19 protein-coding genes are annotated in these 19,160 nt (G+C 70.9%); 9 read left to right on the top strand and 10 right to left on the bottom strand.

Features of this window, described 5'->3' with window-relative positions; translation table 11 throughout:
- The first annotated feature begins 75 nt into the window (after positions 1–75).
- Positions 76–1,119 carry a glutathione S-transferase family protein gene (locus tag DFJ67_RS02505; RefSeq protein ID WP_116066365.1) on the top strand — a complete coding sequence of 348 codons (1,044 nt, stop codon included), beginning with the start codon at positions 76–78 and terminating at the stop codon, positions 1,117–1,119.
- A gap of 41 nt (positions 1,120–1,160) precedes the next feature.
- The gene (locus tag DFJ67_RS02510; RefSeq protein WP_203783952.1) at positions 1,161–2,510 is read left to right on the top strand and encodes an MFS transporter; all 1,350 of its coding nucleotides are present in this window, start codon (positions 1,161–1,163) and stop codon (positions 2,508–2,510) included.
- Here DFJ67_RS02510 and DFJ67_RS02515 read toward each other — a convergent pair.
- A complete protein-coding gene (locus tag DFJ67_RS02515) occupies positions 2,507–2,968 on the bottom strand; it encodes an SRPBCC domain-containing protein (protein ID WP_116066366.1) in 462 nt (153 codons plus the stop codon). The genes DFJ67_RS02510 and DFJ67_RS02515 overlap by 4 nt on opposite strands.
- 92 nt (positions 2,969–3,060) lie before the next feature.
- On the opposite strand from DFJ67_RS02515, the gene DFJ67_RS02520 reads away from it, so the two are divergent.
- Complete coding sequence (locus tag DFJ67_RS02520) at positions 3,061–4,290, top strand: alpha/beta hydrolase family protein (protein ID WP_147315396.1); 1,230 nt, start codon at positions 3,061–3,063, stop codon at positions 4,288–4,290.
- On the opposite strand, the gene DFJ67_RS02525 is transcribed toward DFJ67_RS02520, so the two are convergent.
- The gene (locus DFJ67_RS02525) at positions 4,284–4,703 is read right to left on the bottom strand and encodes a hypothetical protein (RefSeq protein ID WP_116066368.1); all 420 of its coding nucleotides are present in this window, start codon (positions 4,701–4,703) and stop codon (positions 4,284–4,286) included. The genes DFJ67_RS02520 and DFJ67_RS02525 overlap by 7 nt on opposite strands.
- Positions 4,704–4,783: 80 nt before the next feature.
- Positions 4,784–5,245 (bottom strand): hypothetical protein, encoded by a 462-nt coding sequence (locus tag DFJ67_RS02530; RefSeq protein WP_147315397.1) that lies wholly within the window; start codon positions 5,243–5,245, stop codon positions 4,784–4,786.
- Positions 5,246–5,538: 293 nt separating this feature from the next.
- Between DFJ67_RS02530 and DFJ67_RS02535 the strand changes: the two genes are divergently transcribed.
- The gene (locus tag DFJ67_RS02535; RefSeq protein ID WP_147315398.1) at positions 5,539–6,303 is read left to right on the top strand and encodes a maleylpyruvate isomerase family mycothiol-dependent enzyme; all 765 of its coding nucleotides are present in this window, start codon (positions 5,539–5,541) and stop codon (positions 6,301–6,303) included.
- Here DFJ67_RS02535 and DFJ67_RS02540 read toward each other — a convergent pair.
- The 4 genes from DFJ67_RS02540 to DFJ67_RS02555 all read right to left on the bottom strand — a co-directional run bounded on the left by DFJ67_RS02540 (position 6,300) and on the right by DFJ67_RS02555 (position 10,987).
- Positions 6,300–6,854: a DUF305 domain-containing protein gene (locus DFJ67_RS02540; RefSeq protein WP_147315399.1), complete on the bottom strand. Its 555-nt coding sequence runs from the start codon at positions 6,852–6,854 to the stop codon at positions 6,300–6,302. The two genes, DFJ67_RS02535 and DFJ67_RS02540, sit on opposite strands and share 4 nt — an antisense overlap.
- 281 nt (positions 6,855–7,135) lie before the next feature.
- Complete coding sequence (locus DFJ67_RS02545) at positions 7,136–7,849, bottom strand: lytic polysaccharide monooxygenase (RefSeq protein WP_116066372.1); 714 nt, start codon at positions 7,847–7,849, stop codon at positions 7,136–7,138.
- 116 nt (positions 7,850–7,965) lie between these two features.
- Positions 7,966–9,714 (bottom strand): aa3-type cytochrome oxidase subunit I, encoded by a 1,749-nt coding sequence (ctaD, locus tag DFJ67_RS02550; protein ID WP_116066373.1) that lies wholly within the window; start codon positions 9,712–9,714, stop codon positions 7,966–7,968.
- A gap of 88 nt (positions 9,715–9,802) precedes the next feature.
- Positions 9,803–10,987 (bottom strand): FAD-dependent monooxygenase, encoded by a 1,185-nt coding sequence (locus DFJ67_RS02555; RefSeq protein WP_116066374.1) that lies wholly within the window; start codon positions 10,985–10,987, stop codon positions 9,803–9,805.
- Positions 10,988–11,074: 87 nt separating this feature from the next.
- On the opposite strand from DFJ67_RS02555, the gene DFJ67_RS02560 reads away from it, so the two are divergent.
- Entirely contained in the window at positions 11,075–11,782 is a 708-nt protein-coding gene (locus tag DFJ67_RS02560; protein WP_116066375.1) for a TetR/AcrR family transcriptional regulator, read from the top strand.
- A gap of 48 nt (positions 11,783–11,830) precedes the next feature.
- Positions 11,831–13,795: an acetate--CoA ligase gene (gene acs / locus DFJ67_RS02565; protein WP_116066376.1), complete on the top strand. Its 1,965-nt coding sequence runs from the start codon at positions 11,831–11,833 to the stop codon at positions 13,793–13,795.
- A gap of 13 nt (positions 13,796–13,808) precedes the next feature.
- On the opposite strand, the gene arsM is transcribed toward acs, so the two are convergent.
- A complete protein-coding gene (gene arsM, locus DFJ67_RS02570; RefSeq protein ID WP_116066377.1) occupies positions 13,809–14,849 on the bottom strand; it encodes an arsenite methyltransferase in 1,041 nt (346 codons plus the stop codon).
- Positions 14,850–14,927: 78 nt separating this feature from the next.
- Between arsM and DFJ67_RS02575 the strand changes: the two genes are divergently transcribed.
- The 3 genes from DFJ67_RS02575 (at position 14,928) to DFJ67_RS02585 (ending at position 17,192) form a co-directional block, all read left to right on the top strand.
- A complete protein-coding gene (locus DFJ67_RS02575) occupies positions 14,928–15,302 on the top strand; it encodes an ArsR/SmtB family transcription factor (protein WP_409362956.1) in 375 nt (124 codons plus the stop codon).
- An 88-nt stretch (positions 15,303–15,390) separates the two neighbouring features.
- Positions 15,391–16,131, top strand: coding sequence for a ThuA domain-containing protein (locus DFJ67_RS02580; RefSeq protein ID WP_116066379.1), 741 nt, complete (start codon positions 15,391–15,393; stop codon positions 16,129–16,131).
- Positions 16,128–17,192, top strand: a complete 1,065-nt coding sequence (locus DFJ67_RS02585) for a Gfo/Idh/MocA family protein (RefSeq protein ID WP_116066380.1) — start codon at positions 16,128–16,130, stop codon at positions 17,190–17,192. The genes DFJ67_RS02580 and DFJ67_RS02585 overlap by 4 nt, the downstream gene beginning before the upstream one ends.
- On the opposite strand, the gene DFJ67_RS02590 is transcribed toward DFJ67_RS02585, so the two are convergent.
- Together DFJ67_RS02590 and DFJ67_RS02595 are read right to left on the bottom strand one after the other, a co-directional pair.
- The gene (locus DFJ67_RS02590; protein WP_116066381.1) at positions 17,189–18,361 is read right to left on the bottom strand and encodes a helix-turn-helix domain-containing protein; all 1,173 of its coding nucleotides are present in this window, start codon (positions 18,359–18,361) and stop codon (positions 17,189–17,191) included. The two genes, DFJ67_RS02585 and DFJ67_RS02590, sit on opposite strands and share 4 nt — an antisense overlap.
- Positions 18,348–19,127: a hypothetical protein gene (locus DFJ67_RS02595; RefSeq protein WP_116066382.1), complete on the bottom strand. Its 780-nt coding sequence runs from the start codon at positions 19,125–19,127 to the stop codon at positions 18,348–18,350. Before DFJ67_RS02595 ends, DFJ67_RS02590 begins: the two co-directional genes overlap by 14 nt.
- Between the last annotated feature and the right edge of the window lie 33 nt (positions 19,128–19,160).

Raw genomic sequence — 19,160 nt, forward strand, 5'->3', positions numbered from 1 at the left:
ACCAGCATCGATGCTTGGTCAAGCTACCCCGGAGCGCAACTTGGGGGGAAGCGGCTCGGACGATCGCGAGGCAGTATGGGACGCATGTCGGAAACCGCGACCGGGCAGGGCGTTTACGTCAACCCCACCGGTGAGTTCACCCGTGACCAGCGCTACATCGCCACCCGGATCACCCGGGACGGGCGCGACGGCTACCCCGTCGAGCCCGGCCGTTACCGCCTCGTCGTCAGCCGGGCCTGCCCGTGGGCCAGCCGGGCGGTCATCGTCCGCCGGCTGCTCGGCCTGGAAGACGCCATCTCGATGGCGATCGCCGGACCGACCCACGACAAGCGGAGCTGGACCTTCGACCTCGCTCCGGGCGGGCGTGACCCGGTGCTCGGCATGGAGCGGCTCCAGGAGGCGTTCTTCAAGCGTTTTCCGGGGTACGAGCGCGGCATCACCGTGCCGGCCATCGTCGACGTGACGACCGGCGAGGTGGTCACCAACGACTACCCGCAGATCACCATCGACATGTCGCTCGAGTGGACCGACTACCAGCGCCCCGGCGCGCCGCAGCTCTACCCGGAGGCGCTCCGCGCGGAGATCGACGAGGTCAACGACGGCGTGTTCCGCGACGTCAACAACGGCGTCTACCGGGCCGGCTTCGCGGGGACGCAGGAGGCCTACGAGAAGGCCTACAACCGGCTCTTCGATCGTCTCGACCTGCTCTCCGAGCGGCTGGCCGGGCAGCGCTACCTGGTCGGCGACACGATCACCGAGGCCGACGTGCGGCTGTTCACCACGCTGGTCCGCTTCGACGCCGTCTACCACGGGCACTTCAAGTGCAACCGGCAGAAGCTGACCGAGATGCCAGTGCTCTGGGCGTACGCGCGGGACCTGTTCGCCACCCCCGGCTTCGGCGACACGGTCGACTTCGACCACATCAAGCGCCACTACTACGAGGTGCACCGCGACATCAACCCGACCGGGATCGTGCCGCTGGGCCCCGACCTGTCGGGCTGGCTCACCCCGCACGGCCGGGAGGCGCTCGGCGGGCGCCCGTTCGGCGACGGCACCCCGCCCGGCCCCGTCCACGCCGGCGAGGTCGTGCCGCCGGAGCACACACCCCAGCCGCGATAACCGGTTGACCTCAAGCCCGCTTCAAGTCACATAGTCGTGCGGTGACAATCACCGCCGTCGAAACGCGACCACGCCTCTTCACCGCCCGCTACGCGCTGGCCACCGCCGGCTCGACCAGCCTGGTGTTCCTGGCCGCTTTCGAGGCACTCGCCGTCACGACCGTGATGCCCACCATCACCGCCGACCTCGACGGGCGGGCGCTCTACTCGCTGGCGTTCGTGGCCACCACCGCGACCAGCGTGGTCGGCATGGTGGCATCCGGCGCGTGGGCCGACCGGCGGGGCCCGCGGCGGGCGCTGCTGACCGCCATCGCGGTCTTCGCGCTCGGCCTGGCGGTGGCCGGCACGGCGCCGACGATGGCGGTGTTCGTCGCCGGCCGGGCCTTGCAGGGGCTGGGCGCCGGCGGCATCACCGTCGCGCTCTACGTGCTGATCGCCGGCGTCTACCCGGCCGCGCTGCACCCGCGGATCTTCGGGCTGTTCGCCGCCGCGTGGGTGGTGCCGGGGATGGTCGGCCCGTTCGTCGCGGGCCTGGTCGCCGACGCCTGGAGCTGGCACTGGGTCTTCCTCGGCGTGCTGGTCCTGGTCGTCGCGGCCACGCTGGTGATCGTGCCGGTGCTGCGCCGCCCGCTACCGCCGGGCGAGGCGGGCACCGGCCGCAGCGGGCGGCGGATCGCCACGGCCGCCGTCGTCGCCGGGGCCGCGATCGCCGCCGGGCTCGCACCCGAACTGCCCGACGCGCGCGGCTGGCTGCTGGCGGCGCTCGCCGCCGGGGCCGTGGTCGCGACCGTCCGCACGCTGCTGCCACCCGGCACCCTGCGCGCCCGCCCCGGCCTGCCCGGCGCCGTGCTGCTCAGCGCCGCCGCCGGCGGCACGTTCTTCGGCACCGAGGTCTACCTGCCGCTGCTGCTGCACGACCGCTACGGCCTGCCGAGTTGGCTGTCCGGCTTCACGCTGACGGTCGGCTCGATCTCCTGGGCGCTCGCGTCACACGTGCAGGGCCGACTCGGCACCCGGTGGACCGACGCGCGGGTGATCCGGCTGGGCACGCTGCTGCTCGTCGCCGGCGCCGCCGCCGAACTGGCGACCACGCTGACCGGCGCGCACTGGGTGTTCGTCGGGGCGGGCTGGCTGCTGGCCGGCGGCGGGATGGGCCTGATCTACCCGCGGGTCAGCACGCTGGTGCTGGCCGCGTCGGCACCGGGCACCCAGGGCTTCAACACCGCCGCCAAGAACATCGGCGACGTGGTCGGCGGCAGCCTCGCGCTGGCCTTCTCCGGGCTGCTCTTCCAGTCGCTGGCCGGCCTCGGCGCATGGTGGTCGTTCGCCGGCTCGCTGACCCTGTCGACCCTGCTGGCCGTCGCCGCCGTGGGAGTGGCGCGGCGGATCTAGCCGGCGGCCTTTGCCCGGTAGGCCTCGAGGACCGCCGTCCAGCCGCCGTCGTCAGCGAAGCGGGCGTGGTCGGCGGTCTGGTCGGCGTGCCAGCCGCTGTGTTCGAGGCGCACGTCGGTGGCCGAGCCGTCGGGGCCGAAGCTCACATCGACGAGCGTGGCACCAGGGGTACGCAGCGCGTGCGTCCAGCTCAGCGCCACCCGCTCGGCGAATTCCCAGATGCCCACCTCGCCCCAGCCGTGCTCGCTGCCGTCGCGCTCGCGCTCGTAGAGCCGGCCGCCCACCCGGGGCTCCAGCACCACGGCGACAAGATCGTCACCGCCGGCGGTGAACCCGCGCGGCCACCAGTCGGCGATCTTCGCGGTGAAGAGGTCGAAGGCTTCGGTCGGGCCGATCGGCACCACCAGTTCCCGGACGATCGGCGGCAGCGCCGAGTCCTCGTACCCCCGACTGGTCATGATCGAATTCTCCTCTGCTTTTCGGCTTTCCCCAGCCTGCCAGGTCGGGGCCGTGCGACGCTGGCCAGAGGCGAGCCCAGGTGGAGGTCGCGATGACCAGGATCGGCGCCAAGGACGAGCTGTTCGGTGCTCAGACGCTCCGGACCATGGGCGCCGCCCCTTACGGCGGCGCGGACATCGGTGAATGCCTGGCGACGCTGGCCCGGGTGCAGGGCACCGACCTCGAGAGCTGGTACCGCGAGTGGACGCTGACGGCGACCCGGGTGCAGGGGCTGGCCGAGGCGGAAGAGGCGGCCGGGCACGTCGAGAGCGCCCGCCTGGCCTACTGGCGGGCGTCGAGCTATTTCCGCAACGCGGGCACGATGCTGCTCGGCGCGCCGTTGGACCGGCGCGCCGTGGAGGCCAACCTGCGGCAGACCGACGCGTTCCGGCGCGGCGCCGCGCTGATGCCGTTCCCGCCCCGGCAGGTGGAGATCCCCTACAGCGACACCACGCTGCCCGGCTATCTCCTCCGCGCCGAGGGTGACCTGCGCGACCGGCCGATGGTGATCCTCTGCGGCGGCTACGACAGCACCGCCGAGGAGCTCTACTTCCAGAACGGCGCCGCGGCGCTGGCCCGCGGCTACGACGTGCTGATGTTCGACGGTCCCGGCCAGGGCTCCGCGCTGCTCCAGCGCGGCATGGTGATGCGGCCGGACTGGGAGGCCGTGGTCACCCCGGTGGTCGACTTCGTGCTGGAGCAGCCGGGCGTCGACCCGAGCCGGATCGCGCTGATCGGCCTGAGCCTGGGCGGCTACCTGGCGCCGCGGGCGGCCAGCGCCGAGCACCGGTTGGCCGCCTGCATCGCCGACGGCGGCGAGTACGACCTGTTCGACGCGGTGCTGCAACGGATGCCGGCCCCGGTGGCGCGCGGCTTCGCCGAAGGCCGCTCGTCGTCGACGGCGATCGTGCGCGCGACGCTCGGCCGGCTGGAGAAGCGGCCGACGGTGGGCTGGTCGCTGCGCCGCGGCCAACTCGTGCACGGCGCGGCCGACTCGGTGACCTACATCGACATGCTGCGCGACTACACGATGAAGGGCCGGGCCCAGCGGATCACCTGCCCGATGCTGATCTGCCACGCCGAGGGCGACCCGCTCGGCGCCCAGTCACCGCAGCTCTACGACGCGCTGACCACCCGCAAGGAGCTGATCACCTTCAGCATCGCCGAGGGTGCCGGCGACCACTGCGAGGCCGGCGCCCGCACGCTGTTCCACGCGCGGGCGTTGGGCTGGCTCGACTCGATCCTGCGGCCGTCGGCCGTGCTGAGCGGCAGCGGTTACTGAGGGCCGGCTTCGTGGCCGCGGCGGCCCTTGGTGCGCCGGCGGTCCTTCATCTCGGCCTCGAAGATGTGCCGGCGCCCGCCGGCGAGTTGGCCGCGGGCCCGGGCCTCGAGGTCGCGGAAGGCCGCGTAATAGCCCTCGTCATAGTCTTCGACGATCTGGTAGGTCCACCGGCCCTCGATGACGTTGCGGCCGATCAACTCGTCGCGCACCGCGTCGGCCAACTCGACCTGGCCCGCCTGCCGGAGCAGGTCGACCGCTTCATCGAGCATCAGGTCGGCATGCCCGGTGAGCTGGTGTACGGAATACAAGTGGCCCCGGACCCGCTCCACCGTCTCCAGCGCCTCGCTGAGCTTGCCGAGCGCGGCGACGGTGACGTCGTCGAGTCCCGGCGGCCGGCGGTGCTCGTCGTTCATGGGGTCACCTCTACCCGTGGATCCTGGCGCCGGAAACGCCTGAGGCGGAGCCGAGCGGCTCCGCCTCAGGATTGTGCTTGTCAGGCCGCGTGCCGAGCGCGCCGGCGTGCGCGGGTCATCGCGACGACGACCGCACCGCCGGCGAGCAGCACCAGGCCGCCCGCGACGACCGGAACCGGGTCGGGGCCCGGGGTGACCGGCAGGTTGCCACCGGGCACCAGCAGGTTGTCGACGGACGCCACCTCGTTGTCAGCGCCCGGCAGGCTCTGTCGCGCGATCACCCGGTAGCGCCCGGAGCGCAGGGCCGGCGAGATCGTGCAGGACCAGAAGCCGTTCTGCGCGACGGTCGTGTTGCAGGTGCCGGCCGCCTCGTTGCCCTGGTTGTTGCCCTGCGGGTAGTTGCCCTGCGGACCATTCCCCTGCGGAGCGTTGCCCTGCGGGCCGTTGCCCTGGGGACCGTTCCCCTGCGGGCCGTAGCTGTCGCGGTGCTGCTGGTTTTGGTTGATCGCCTCGACCGCGACCCGGGCACCTGGCCGGCCCATACCCTGGATGGTCGGAGTGCTTGAGATGGTCGAGCCGCTCTGCGGACTGTTGATCCTGAAGCTGCCGCCGTCCGCGAAGGCCGGCGCTCCAAGCGCCAGACCGAGCCCGATCACCGCCGCGCCCAAGCCCACCCTCGTGCGCAGTTTCCCCATGAGTTTCTCCCTTCACAACTCTCCCTTCGGCGACTATATGCAGAGAAACTTCGCATAAAAGGTGAATAACGGAACCTAGGCGAATTTGGGCACCTTGATCGGCGCGTCGCGCTTAGCTTTCTAAGGAAGGAGTGATCTCGATGGCCAAGGACATCCGCCCGTACGCGCTGAGCCGGCGCCGCGCGGCCGACGTCGCCGCGGCGGAGCTGCGCGCGTTCAGCGACCTGCTGGCGTCCCTTGGCGACACCGACTGGGCGCTGGCCACCGACTGCGACGAGTGGACCGTACGAGACGTGGCCGCACACGTCTGCGGCCAATACGAGGAGCTCGCCCGGCCGACGACGCTGCTGCGCCGGCTGCGCACGGGCCGCCGGCGCTACCCGGACCGGATCGCGCTCGACGCGCACAACCAGGTGCAGATCGACGACCTCGGGCGGCTACCGCCCGCCGCGCTGGTCGCTCACCTGGCCCGCTACGGGCCGGTCGCGATCAGAAGGATCCGGCTGATGCCCGGCGTGCTGCGGAAGATCTCGACCGAGCGCTTCTACCCCGAGCCGCCGCTGGCCGAGCCCAACCTCGGCTACTTCGTCGACGTGATCGTCGCGCGCGACACCTGGATGCACCGGATCGAGCTGTCCCGAGCCACCGGACGTCCGTTCGAGGTCGACGACCACGACCACGAGATCGTCGGCCAGGTCGTCCGCGACCTCGACAAGGCCTGGCGCCGGCCGCCGCTGCGGCTGGAACTGACCGGCCCGGCCGGCAGCACCTGGCAGATCGGCGGCAGCGCGCCGGTCGAGTCGGTCACCGCCGACACGCTGGCGATGATGCTGCACCTCTCGGGCCGCGACGGCGTCGACCTGCCTCCCGACAGCCCACTGGAGGCGGCCCGGGTGGTCTTCTAGGCGACCATCTTCAGGAGTTGTTGGAGCTGGGCGCGGACGGTCTCGTCGGTGCGCGCGGCCAGTTCCCGGGTCGCCGGGTCAACGCCGGTGGCGGTCTCCATGTGGGCCAACTCCACGGCGCCGTGCTGGTGGCCGATCAGCATGGTGAGAAACGTGCTGTCGAACTCGTCGCCGGTCAGGCTGGCGAGCCGGAGCAACTCGGCGTCGTCGAGCAGCGGCAGCCCACCGTGCGCCTCGTGCGCGCTGTGGTTCGCGGTCGAGACGAGCGGCTGACCCCAGCCCGTGAGGCGGTCTCGGATCGTGCGCGTGTCGGCCGCCTGCTCGATGTCGAGCTCGACCGCGACCTGCCGCACCGCTGGGTCGCGCGACTGCTTCTTGCCCAGCTCGAGCAGCTTCGCCTCGGGCTCGTGGTGGGCGAGCATCATCTGGAGGAACATCACGTCGGTGTCGTTGTAGGACGGTGCGGGCGCGGCCGCCTGGTCCGCTTTGCCGCACCCGGCGAGCAGCACCGCCGCCAGCGCCGCCAGCACTGCCCATCGCCGTCTGGTCACCAGGCCTCCCGCGCTCGTTCTCAGGCTTTGCTCTGCTGCCAGATACGCCGCAGCTAACCGTTAGCGGTGCTGCCCATGTGGCAGCAGAGCAAGGAGGCCTTGCTCTGCTGCCATGTACGCCGCACCCAACCATTAGCGGTGCTGCCTATCTGGCAGCAGAACAAAGCGAGGACGCTTTGCTCTGCACCCCCACAGGCAACAGCTAACCGTTAGAGGTGCTGCCCACAGGGGTGCAGAGCAAGGACAGGGGTGCCCACCCGACGGCAGGCACCCCAATCGGTTCAGGAACAGGCGCCCTGGTCGCGCCAGACGCCCCACTCGCCGGTGGTGCCGGGCGTCTCGCCCTGCGTCCACCACTGGGCCTGCCAGCGCCGGCCGTTGTAGGAGACGATCGCGCCGCCGTTGTAGACCGCGCTCGCGCTCCACGCCGTACCGCAACTCGTCGGCGGAGGCGGCGGTGGCGGGTTGGTGCCGCCGCCACCGCCACTGCCGACCTGGAGGTCGACACAGGCGTAGAAGGCGTTCACAGTGTCGGCGATATTCCACCGGGCCAGCACGGTGATCCGGCCGGTGCGGCCGCCGAGGCTGACGTTGTGCGACTTGGTGGCGCCGGGCTGCGCGCCGTGGTCGTCGAAGACCGCGATCCGGCTGCCGCCGACGAAGTATTCCCACGTGCTGGTCGAGTGCCGGGCGGTGAGCACCCAGTTGAACGTCACGCTCTGCCCGACCGAGGTTGCCGGCCAGTTGCGGCTGTTGTCGTTGAGCACGCTGAACCGGCTGCCGCCGCCGTTGCACTGCATCGAGCCCTTGGGCGCTTCGACACTCTGCGGCTCGTACACGATGTCACCGCAGTTTGGCACCACACCCTGCGCGCACAGCGCCTGTCGGCTGGGTGGTGAGGAGATGTAACCGTGCGCCTGAGCCGGCGCGGCCACGAACATCGAGACCAGCAGGGCGGCGACGGTCAGCACCGGAAGCATGATGCGTCTACGCATGAAGTCCTCCTCACTTCATAGAGCGATACCGATCCCTTCTAGCGCCCAAGATAAGGTAAACAAACCTAACAGTAAATAGACCTAACGAAATTTCTCGATGTCTCGCGAGCGCCGCGTCAGCGCCGGGACGTGTCCTCCGGGTACGAGGCTCCGCCATCGGACTCCCGGCTGAACGGCTTGGCCCCACCCTCCGGCGGGCCGGCGATCGACTGGGAGCCGGCCGCGAGTTCCGGGAACTTCAGGTCGAACGCCGGCCGCTCGGAGCGGATCCGCGGCATCCGGTCGAAGTTGCGCAGCGGCGGCGGCGAGGAGGTCGCCCACTCCAGCGAGTTGCCGTGTCCCCACGGGTCGTCGGCCAGCACCACCGGACCGGCCTTGTAGGCCTTCCAGCAGTTGTAGATGAACGGGATCGTCGACGCACCGAGGATGAACGCGCCGATCGTCGAGATCTCGTTGAGCGTCGTGAAGCCGTCGGTCGGCCGATAGTCGGCGTAGCGCCGCGGCATCCCCTCGTTGCCCAGCCAGTGCTGCACCAGGAACGTTGTATGGAAGCCGATGAAGGTCAGCCAGAAGTGCACCTTGCCGAGCCGGTCGTCGAGCATCCGGCCGAACATCTTCGGGAACCAGAAATAGACGCCGGAATAGACCGCGAACACGATCGTGCCGAAGAGTACGTAGTGGAAGTGCGCCACCACGAAGTAGGAGTCCGAGACGTGCCAGTCGACCGGCGGGCTGGCCAGCAACACGCCGGTGAGGCCGCCGAGCAGGAAGGTGACCAGGAAGCCGATGGAGAACAGCATCGGCGTCTCGAACGTGATCTGGCCGCGCCACATCGAGCCGATCCAGTTGAAGAACTTCACTCCGGTGGGCACCGCGATCAGATAGCTGAGGAAGCTGAAGAACGGCAGCAGCACCTGGCCGGTGGCGAACATGTGGTGCGCCCACACGGTCATCGACAGCGCGGCGATCGCGATGGTGGCGCCGACCAGTCCCTTGTAGCCGAACAGCGGCTTGCGCGAGAAGACCGGGATGACCTCGGTGACGATGCCGAAGAACGGCAACGCGACGATATAGACCTCGGGATGGCCGAAGAACCAGAAGAGGTGTTGCCAGAGCAGTGGACCGCCGGCTGACGGTTCATAGACCTTGGCATCGAGTATTCGGTCGGCGCCCAGCGCCAGCAGGGTGGCCGCGAGCAGCGGGAACACCAGGATGACGAGCAGGCTGGTGACCAGGATGTTCCAGGTGAAGATCGGCATCCGGAACATGGTCATGCCGGGCGCCCGCAGCGTGATGATCGTGGTGATCATGTTGACGCCGCCGAGGATCGTGCCCAGACCGGAGATCACCAGGCCGAACACCCACATGTTGGGGCCGATGCCCGGCGAGTTCTCCACATCGCTCAGCGGCGTGTAGGCGAACCAGCCGAAGTCGGCGGCACCGCTGGGTGTCAGGAACCCGAGCAGGACCAGCGAACCACCGAACAGATACAGCCAGTACGCGAACGCGTTGAGCCGCGGGAACGCGACGTCCGGCGCACCGATCTGGAGCGGCACGATGAAGTTGGCGAACGCGAACAGGATCGGCGTCGCGAACAGCAACAGCATGATCGTGCCGTGCATCGTGAAGAGCTGGTTGTATTGCTCGGTCGACAGGAACTGGAGTCCCGGCCGGGCGAGTTCGGCGCGCATCAGCAGCGCCATGATGCCGCCGGCCACGAAGAAGCCGAACGCCGTGGTCAGGTAGAGGATGCCGATCTGCTTGGCGTCGGTGGTCCGGATCAGGCGGCCGAGCGCGGAACCACGCACCTGCTCCCGCACCGGCCACGGACGCGTCACGATCGGCTTTGGAACTACGGACGTCAAAACGTGCCCCCGGGGGTCGTCTGCCAACCAGCCTTGGGCCTAACGACCCGGACCGGCCGGCAGACGTGCCCCGATCGGGTGAAGCCGGTCAGGAATAGTCCGGCAGATCGGCCGAGCTGGCCAGCGACGTCGAGCTGCTCACCAGCAGCCGGCGGACCGCGGCCCGGCGGAACATCGTGTTGCGCAGCCACAGGCCGGGCCGGCTCGACGGGGCCAGGAAGTGCCCCGGGCTCGCGCCTTTCTGCCAACGACCGGCGAAAGAGCGCATCCATTTCTCGTACGCCGGGAAAGCGGTCCCCGGGTCGCCATTGGTCCGGGCCAACTCGCCGGCCAGCACGTAGGCACCGACCACGCCGGTGCCGACACCCATGCCGCCGAGCGTGACGCCCCACGCGGCGTCGCCCAGCAGCGCCACCCGGCCGGCGTGCCAGCGCGGCACCGACACCCGGCTGATCGAGTCGAAGTAGAGGTCGGGCACCTCGGTCAGGCCGGCCAGCAGTTTTGGCACGTGCCACCCAAGGCCGGCGAAGGCCGTGTGGATGGCGCGCTTCTGGGCCGGCACGTCGAGCCACCCGACGCCGAGCGCCCCCGACGACCAGACGACCATCGCACCGGCGCGGTCCGGGTCCCGGTCGTCGGCGGCGACGCTCGCCATCCGGCCCGGCACGTTGTAGGCCTGCGACACCGCGAGCAGCGCGCCCACGTCGTTGGGCACGTCCCAACCGGCGATGTGGTAGCCGAGGTGCTTGACGAACGTGTCCTCCGGCCCGATGGCCAGCCGCCGGACCGTCGAGTGGATCCCGTCGGCACCGATCACCGCGTCGTAGGTCACCTGCCGACCGCTGCGGAACTCGACCTCGACGCCGTCGGGCCCGTCGCGCAGGGTGGCGATCGAGTCGCCGAACACGTAGCTGGTGCGGTCGGCACTGCGCCGGTGCAGCACGGCGGTCAGGTCGCGCCGGCGCACCTCGACGTCGCCACCGGCGAACTCGGCCGGCAGTTCGAAGATCGTCCGCCCGGCCGCGTCGACGGTGCGCATCGCGCCGGCGTGCGTCTGGACGGCCTTGAGCTCGTCGAGCACGCCGAGCCGCTCCAGCACCCGCATATGCGTGGGCCCGCGGAAGTCGACGGCGAACCCGCTGTTGCGCAACCCCGGCGCGATCTCCACCACGGTCGTCTCGGCACCGGCGTCATTGAGGAAGCAGGCAAGCGCCGGCCCGGCGATCCCCGCCCCGGAGATCAGCACCCGGAACCCACTGAGCGCGCTGGACATCTCTCGTACCCCCATTAACTGTGTCTGTTGGATGCAGTTTACGATAGACACAGTTTCCTCGCGGCTGCAACCCCTAAGGTGGCGACGATGGACAAGCTGTTGTGGGAGCCCTCCCCTGGGCCTCGGCGCGGGCCGCGGCCGGCGTTCACGGTCGACGACATCGCGCGCGCCGGGATCGCCATCGCCGACGCCGACGGGCTGGCCGCCGTCACCATGCAGCGGGTCGCCGACCAGCTCGGGGTGACCAAGATGGCGCTCTACCGGTATGTGCCGGGCAAGGCCGAACTGGTCGCGCTGATGCTCGACATCGGCCTCGGCGGACCGCCGCCGCGTGGCGACCTCGGCTGGCGGGCAGCGCTCGATGCGTGGTCCCGGGCGCTGTTCGTCGAGTTCGCCGCCCATCCGTGGTCGTTGGAGGCCTCGGTCGGCGCCCGGGTGATGGGCCCCAACGAGCTCGGTTGGCTCGAGGAGGCGGTGGCCGCGCTGACCGGCACTGGGCTCGACGGCAGCGAGATGCTCGACGTGGCGGTGACGCTGGTCGGCCACGTCCGCAGCCTGGCGCAGCAGACGGCCGGGTCGCCGCCGGGCACCGAGGCCGCTCTCGACGACGCGATCGCCGGCCTGGTGCACGGCCGCGAAGACCGCTTCCCCGCGTTGGCGGCGGCGATCGACGACGCGCGCACCAGCGGCAAGCAGGACCAGGCGCTCGACTTCGGCCTCGCCCGCATCCTCGACGGCGTCGCCGTCCTGATCGACCAGCGCGCTGGCGTCACATCAGCCCATCCCGCCCCGTAACGGGGTCCGGCCGGGGAATCCCGCGAAATAGCGGGTAATTGCCGGGTCATGGGCGACCGCAACATCGACGCACTGCTGTCCGAGCAGCGGCGCTACCCGCCGCCACCCGAGTTCGCCGACGCCAACGCCGGGCCCGGCTTCTACGAACAGGACCCGGACGCGTTCTGGGAGCGGGAGGGCCGCGAGCGGGTCGACTGGTTCACTCCATTCTCGACACTGCGCGAGTGGACCCCGCCCTACGCCAAGTGGTATCTCGGCGGAAAGCTCAACGCCTGCTACAACTGCGTCGACCGGCACGTCGAGGCCGGCGCCGGCGACAAGGTCGCGTTCCACTGGGAGGGCGAGCCGGTCGGTGACCGGTTGGCCGTCACCTACGCCGACCTACAGCGCCGGGTGGTGCGCTTCGCCAACACGCTGAAGAAGATCGGTGTGGGCCGCGGCACCAACGTCGCCATCTACCTGGGCATGGTGCCCGACCTGCCGGTCGCGATGCTGGCCTGCGCCCGGCTCGGCGCACCGCACACCGTGGTGTTCGGCGGCTTCTCCGCCGACTCGCTGGCCAGCCGGATCAACGACATGGGCTGCCAGGTGCTGATCACCCAGGACGCGTCGTGGCGGCGCGGGCGGCCGCTGCCGCTCAAGCCGGTCGCCGACGAAGCGATGACCAACGCGCCGGGGGTACGCCGTTGCCTGGTCGTGCGCCGCACCGAGGTCGACACACCGATGACCGCCGGCCGCGACCTCTGGTATCACGAGGCCAGCGCCCACGTCGACGACGACGCGGCCAACTGCCCGTGCGAGCCGATGGACGCCGAGGACCCGCTGTTCCTCATGTATACGAGCGGCACCACCGCCAAGCCGAAAGGCATCGTGCACACCACCGGCGGCTATCTGGTCGGCGTCGCGACCACGCACCACTATGTATTCGACATCAAACAATCAACAGTTTATTGGTGCGCGGCCGACATCGGCTGGATCACCGGCCACAGCTACATCGTCTACGGTCCACTGTGTAATGGCGTGACGAGCGTCCTCTACGAGGGCACGCCGGACTTCCCGGACAAGGACCGGTGGTGGGACATCGTCGAGCGCTACGGCGTCACGGTGCTCTACACGGCGCCCACCGCGATCCGCACCCACATGAAGTGGGGTCCGGAATTCGCCCGCCGGCACGACCTGTCGTCGATCCGGCTGCTCGGCAGCGTCGGCGAACCGATCAACCCGGAGGCCTGGGTCTGGTACCGCACCCACATCGGCGGCGGCCGCGCACCGGTCGTCGACACGTGGTGGCAGACCGAGACCGGCATGATCCTGATCAGCCCGCTGCCCGGCGTGAGCACGCTCAAGCCCGGCTCGGCCGGCCGGCCGTTCATCGGCGTCACGCCCTCGGTCGTCGACGACCACGGCTATCCGGTCACGCCCGGTGAGGGCGGCTTCCTCGTGCTGCGCGAGCCGTGGCCGGCGATGCTGCGCGGCATCCACGGCGACCCGTCGCGCTACCTCGCCACCTACTGGTCGCGCTTCCCGGGCGACTACCTGGTCGGCGACGGGGCGCGCGTCGACGACGACGGCGACTACTGGCTGCTCGGCCGGATCGACGACGTGATGAACGTGTCCGGCCACCGCATCTCGACGGTCGAGGTCGAGAGCGCATTGGTCGACGACCCGACCGTGGCCGAGGCCGCCGTGTGCGCCCGGCCGGATGAGCTGACCGGCCAGGCGATCGTGGCGTATGTGACGCTCAAGGGCGGTCGCGACGGCTCCCGCCAGGCGGTGGCGACGCTGCGGCAGCATGTGGCGGAGAAGATCGGCAGGCTGGCCATGCCGGCCAACATCGTCTTCACACCCGAGCTACCGAAGACCCGGAGCGGCAAGATCATGCGTCGCCTGCTCCGCGACATCGCCGAGGAGGGCACCCTCGGCGACACCACGACGCTGGCCGACCCATCGGTGGTGGAGGAAATCCGCACCCGCGCGGCCGCCGCTGCTTCCGCCGCCGCCTCCGCCGAATAGTCGCGGGCGCCGGCTAGGCGCCGGGCTTACGCGCCCGGATGATCGCGGAGTGCATGCCGGCGGCGACTTCGTGCGTCGGCGTGATCTCGACGTCGACAAAACCGGCCGCGACAAGACCCCGCTCGTATTCGACGATCGAGAGTGCGCCCGCGATGCAGCCGACCCACTCGCCGCGCTCGGCCCGCTCGGCCGCGCTCAGGTGGTTCTCGGCCACGATGTCGGAGACGCCGATCCGGCCGCCGGGCTTCAGGACCCGGTGGGTCGAGGCGAACACCGCGGGCTTGTCCGTCGACAGGTTGATCACACAGTTCGAGATCACCACATCGACACTGTCCGCCGGCAGCGGGATGTCCTCGATGTGGCCGCGCAGGAACTCGACGTTCGTCGCTCCCGCCTCGGCGGCGTTGCGGCGGGCCAGATCCAACATCTCGTCCGTCATGTCGAGCCCGTAGGCCTTGCCGGCAGCACCGACCCGCCGAGCCGACAGCAGGACGTCGATGCCGCCGCCCGATCCCAGGTCGAGCACCGTCTCGCCCGCGTTGAGCTCGGCGACCATCAGCGGGTTGCCGCAGCCGAGGCTGGCCTCCAACGCCGCCCCGGGCAGTTCCGACCGCTCGGCCGCCGAGTAGAGCCGGGCGCCGAACCCGTCTGACTGCGCCTCCACAGACTGCCCGCAGCAGCCGCCCTCGGCCGCCGCTGCCGACCCGCCGCCCTGTGCTGAAAGCCCGCAGCAACCGCCCTCGGCCGCCGACCCGCCCCCGGCCGCCGACCCGCCGGCCTCGACCGACGGCCCGCAGCAACCGCCCTCGGCCGCCGACCCGCCCCCGGCCGCCGACCCGCCCCCGGCCGCCGACCCGCCGGCCTCGACCGACGGCCCGCAGCAGCCACCCTCGGCCGCCGACCCGCCTTCGGCCGCCGACCCGCCCTCGGCCGCCGACCCGCCGCCGACCTCGGCTGACGGGCCACAGCCGCAGCCCGGCGCCGTGCCGGCGTTGCCGAGCACCCGGACCGCGGCCGCCGCGTAGCGCTCCCGCACCTGATCACGCGTTGTCATCACACACACCTCCGCCTGTTTCGATAACCATCAAGACAGACGGTTGCACGCTGATTCGATAGTTGTCAAGATAGTGTCGTGGGAACGCAACTGAGGATCACCGACGTCAGCACTGCCGCGTGCTGCACTCCGATGGTCGACGAGGCACTGACCGCTGCCGCCGCCGCCGACCTCGCGCGCGGCTTCAAGGCGCTCGGCGACCCGGTCCGGCTCCGCCTGCTCTCCCTCATCGCCGCCCGGGCCGGCGACGAGGTGTGCGTCTGCGACCTCACCGACGCCTTCGACGTCAAGGGCCCGACGATCTCCCACCACCTCAAGGTGCTCCGCGATGCCGGCCTCATCGACTGCGAGCGCCGCGGCACCTGGGTCTACTACTGGATCATCCCGACCGCCCTGGCGCCGCTGTCGCAACTCCTCGACACCTCGGCGTTGTCGACCGCGACCGCGCGTTAGGCCACGTCGGCGCGCAGACCAGTGGCGGCACCGGCGCGGACCGCCGAGAATGCCAGGTGACCGCTACCCGACGACGAAGCGAGCGCCGATGGCTGACGTGGCGAGCCCGATCCGCGTGACGGTGTGGGGCGAGGGCCGGCACGAGAAACGCGACGCCACCGTGGCCGCGCACTATCCCGACGGGATGCACGCCACCATCGCCGCCGGCATCCGGGAGCACGCCGGCGCGGCCGTCACCGTGCGATGCACCACATTGGACGATCCCGAACAGGGCCTGCCGGATGCCGTGCTCGCCGAGACCGACGTGTTGACCTGGTGGGGTCACATCGCGCACGACGAGGTCGCCGACGAGCTGGTCGACCGGGTGCAGCAACGCGTGCTCGCGGGCATGGGCCTGGTCGTGTTGCACTCGGGGCACTGGTCGAAAATCTTCAAACGCCTCATGGGTACGAGCTGCGCGCTCCGCTGGCGCAACGGCGACGACCGCGAGCTGGTCTGGACCGTCGACCCGACGCACCCGGTCGCGGCCGGCGTGCCGAGCCCGATCGTCATCCCGGCGCAGGAGATGTATGGCGAGTTCTTCGACATCCCGGCGCCCGACGAGCTGGTCTTCGTCAGCTCCTTCACCGGCGGCGAGGTGTTCCGCAGCGGCTGCGCGTTCCGCCGGGGCCGCGGCCGGATCTTCTACTTCAGCCCCGGCGACCAGGACTATCCGGTTTACCACCACCCCGACGTGCGGCGGGTGATCGCCAACGCGGCGGTCTGGGTGGCGGGGCCGGCGCGCGAGGTGACGCCGATCGCCTACGCGCCGACGGGTTGGTTCGAATGAGAGCCGTCGTGGTCGGCGCCGGCGCGATGGGCACCGAATGGTTGCGGGCCGTCGCCGCGCACCCCGACGTCACGCTGGCCGGCGTGGTCGACCTCGACCTGGCCGCGGCGACCCGGGCGGCCGCGGGTGCGCCGGCCGCGCGCACGTTGGCGGAGCTGCCCGGCGCCGACTTCGTCATCGACGCGACCGTGCCAGCCGCGCATTTCGCGGTCACGACGGCGGCCCTGCGGCTGGGCCTGCCGGTGCTCGGCGAGAAGCCGCTGACCGAGACGCTGCCGCAAGCGCTGACCCTGGCCGCGCTGGCGGAGCTGACCGGCACCCTCTTCGTGGTGAGCCAGTCGCGCCGCTTCGACCCGCACCTGTCCGCATTCCGGGCGCAGATCGCGGAGCTGGGCCCGGTCGGGTCGTTGTCGACCGAGTTCTATCGCGGCTCGCGGTTCGGCGGCTTCCGCGAGAAGATGCCACACCCGCTGCTGCTCGACATGGCGATCCACGCCTTCGACACCGCGCGCTACCTGCTGGCCGACGAGCCGGTCCAGGTCTACTGCGACGCCTACAACCCGCCGTGGAGCTGGTTCGACGGCGCGGCGGCGGCGAACGCGACGTTCCGGTTCGCGGGCGGGCCGCGCTACCAGTATTCGGCTTCCTGGGTCGGCACCGGCTTCGACACGTCGTGGAACGCCACGTGGCGGGCGACCGCGGCCAACGGCACCGCGCTGTGGGACGGCGACCACGCGCCATCGTGCGACTCCGGCGGCGAGGTCGTCACCGGTCCGCCCGGGCCGGCCAGCCTGTTCTCGGAAAGCATCAGCGCCTCCCTGGCCGTCTTCGTCGACGCGTTGCGCACCGGCGTCCGGCCGGCGACCGACGTACACCGGAATGTGTTGAGCCTGGCCATGGTTCTGGCCGCGGTCGAGTCGGCCGACGCCGGCGCGCCGGTGGTCATCGACGACACCCTGGCGGCGGCCCACGCGACGGCCGTCGACGAGGCCGATCACGACGTGGCTGACGTGCTCCGCTCCTGGCCCTCCGTCCGCGGAGCCCTGGTCGACAGGCCCTAGACCAACCGGAGCGCGGGGCGGTCGTCGGACATGCCCAGCAGCTCGCGCAGCCGGGGCAGGGTCCACGCGAGCTGGTCGGCCAGCGCGGGCAAGGTCAGACCGTGTTGGGCCGCCACCTCGAACGCCTGCGCCAGCAACGCGGGTTGCTCGCCCGGGAACCCGGAAATCGACTGCGCCGGAAACGCGCCTTCCTGGCGTAGCTGCTGCAACCGCTGGTAGGCGCGGGCGGCGGTGGAATCGGAGAAGAGCCCGGTCTCCCGGCAGCGGTAGAGCAGGCTGTTGATCGACACACCCCACCGGTGCTGGAGCTCCGCCAACACGGAGAAGTTCAACCGGCCGGGCAGATCCGGCAGGATGCTCAGCCGCGGCGTGAGGAACTCCGCGGCGAAAGCGTCGGCCTCGCGTTCCTGCGCCGTGTCGCCGGGGATGGTGTCACCGTGCAGCACCACGTGACCGAGCTCGTGGGCGACGGTGAACCGGTGCCAGTAGACGTCGTCGGCCCGGTCGCGGGTGACCACCATCGTCGGCCGCGGCAGCCGCGACGTCGAGAACGCGTCGACCGTCGCGACATCCCCGTCGGCCAGCGGCGCCAGCGCGATGATGATCCCGCGCAGCTCCAGCGTGCGGACGAGGTGCGGGATCGGGCCGGTGCCGAGCTCCCAGTGCTCGCGGAGGGCCCGGGCCGCGTCGGCCGGCGAGGCCGGCAGCTCCACGCCCGGTTCGACCTCGCCGCCGGCGAAGCCGGGAACGTCGACCTGCGGCAGGCGTACGCGTTGCTCGAGCGCGTGGGTCAGCTCCCAGAGCTGCTCGACCAGCGAGACCGCCTTGGCGCGCTGGTAGGCCCGGGTCGACCGGAGGTGCCGGAAGTGTGCGGCCGAAGCGTCGAGCTTGGCGTGCGGCCGGCCGGCGGTGAGGAACTGGATCGGCACGCCCAGGAAGGCGGCGAGCGGTGGGATCAGCTCGGCGCGCGGTCTGGTGCCGGTCTCGTATTGCCCGACGGCAGCCGGTGTGACCCCGATGGCCGCGGCGACCTCGCGTTTGGTCCTGCCCGCCAGGTGCCGGGCCTGGGTGAGCCGGGCCGGGTCGAAGAGCTGCGCGACGGTCGCCGCCGTCCACGACCCGCGATCGTCGGTGACGACGGCGAGTCGCGGTCGCTCAGCCTCGGCCATCGTTGACGCGTCGCGCCGGTTGGTCGCCCGCCGGACGCGGGTCGAGCGTCGGCTCGGGCAGCGGCGCGTCGTCGAATCGGGCCGCGCCGGTGCCGGGTGAGCGCCGCGGGTCGGGGACGCCGACCGGTCGCCCGACGCCGACCGTGCCCGGCACCGTCGGCAAGGGCAGCCACTCGATGTGTCGCCATTGCAGGTCGCCGTTGTCGGGCAGCGCCGCCTCGGCGAACCCGACGCGGAGCAGGCCGGCGTCTTCGTTGGCCGCGAACACGACGAGCACGATCGCGTCCGGCTCCGACTCGCCGAGCAGCCTGGGCGCCGCTTCGGTTTCGGGTTCGGTCGAGGGCGGGAACAGTCCTTCGAACAGCGACGGTTGCTCGATCGTGGCTTCAGGGCCGAACTCGCCCAACAGCTGCCGGCAACTCTTGTTGAGCTTGCGGGTGACCTGCGGGTCGGTGAGGCCGGTGGTGAGCTGCTCGGCGAACCTGAAGGGCACGAGCAGGCAGCCGTTGAGCAACACGAGATGCACCGCCCAGCCGCGCGGTCGGACAATCTCGACGCCGGGGTGCTGCGCCAACGCGCTCACGAGTTCCTCGTATTGCGCCGGCCACGCTCCGCCGTAGGCGTGTCGGGTGCGCAGACCCGACGCCCGGTGCGCCTCGATCTGCCGAGCCACGGCTACGGCGATCGCCTGCGGGACGACCCGCGCCACGGTGTCGGCGTGCTGCCCGAACCGCTCGGTGATCCAAGGATCAGCAACCGATGCCATCCGACCCTCCGCACACGCAACCGGATCTTTATC

This window comes from Asanoa ferruginea (genome assembly GCF_003387075.1).
In the GTDB taxonomy this organism is placed as follows: domain Bacteria; phylum Actinomycetota; class Actinomycetes; order Mycobacteriales; family Micromonosporaceae; genus Asanoa; species Asanoa ferruginea.

Bases quoted from the DNA above. Each gene is read 5' to 3' on its own strand.
- DFJ67_RS02505 (WP_116066365.1), top strand. From the start codon at position 76: ATGGGACGCATGTCGGAAACCGCGACCGGGCAGGGCGTTTACGTCAAC.
- DFJ67_RS02515 (WP_116066366.1), bottom strand. From the start codon at position 2,968: ATGACCAGTCGGGGGTACGAGGACTCGGCGCTGCCGCCGATCGTCCGG.
- DFJ67_RS02520 (WP_147315396.1), top strand. From the start codon at position 3,061: ATGACCAGGATCGGCGCCAAGGACGAGCTGTTCGGTGCTCAGACGCTC.
- DFJ67_RS02525 (WP_116066368.1), bottom strand. From the start codon at position 4,703: ATGAACGACGAGCACCGCCGGCCGCCGGGACTCGACGACGTCACCGTC.
- DFJ67_RS02530 (WP_147315397.1), bottom strand. From the start codon at position 5,245: ATGGGCCGGCCAGGTGCCCGGGTCGCGGTCGAGGCGATCAACCAAAAC.
- DFJ67_RS02535 (WP_147315398.1), top strand. From the start codon at position 5,539: ATGGCCAAGGACATCCGCCCGTACGCGCTGAGCCGGCGCCGCGCGGCC.
- DFJ67_RS02545 (WP_116066372.1), bottom strand. From the start codon at position 7,849: ATGCGTAGACGCATCATGCTTCCGGTGCTGACCGTCGCCGCCCTGCTG.
- DFJ67_RS02555 (WP_116066374.1), bottom strand. From the start codon at position 10,987: ATGTCCAGCGCGCTCAGTGGGTTCCGGGTGCTGATCTCCGGGGCGGGG.
- DFJ67_RS02560 (WP_116066375.1), top strand. From the start codon at position 11,075: ATGGACAAGCTGTTGTGGGAGCCCTCCCCTGGGCCTCGGCGCGGGCCG.
- acs (WP_116066376.1), top strand. From the start codon at position 11,831: ATGGGCGACCGCAACATCGACGCACTGCTGTCCGAGCAGCGGCGCTAC.
- arsM (WP_116066377.1), bottom strand. From the start codon at position 14,849: ATGACAACGCGTGATCAGGTGCGGGAGCGCTACGCGGCGGCCGCGGTC.
- DFJ67_RS02580 (WP_116066379.1), top strand. From the start codon at position 15,391: ATGGCTGACGTGGCGAGCCCGATCCGCGTGACGGTGTGGGGCGAGGGC.
- DFJ67_RS02585 (WP_116066380.1), top strand. From the start codon at position 16,128: ATGAGAGCCGTCGTGGTCGGCGCCGGCGCGATGGGCACCGAATGGTTG.
- DFJ67_RS02590 (WP_116066381.1), bottom strand. From the start codon at position 18,361: ATGGCCGAGGCTGAGCGACCGCGACTCGCCGTCGTCACCGACGATCGC.
- DFJ67_RS02595 (WP_116066382.1), bottom strand. From the start codon at position 19,127: ATGGCATCGGTTGCTGATCCTTGGATCACCGAGCGGTTCGGGCAGCAC.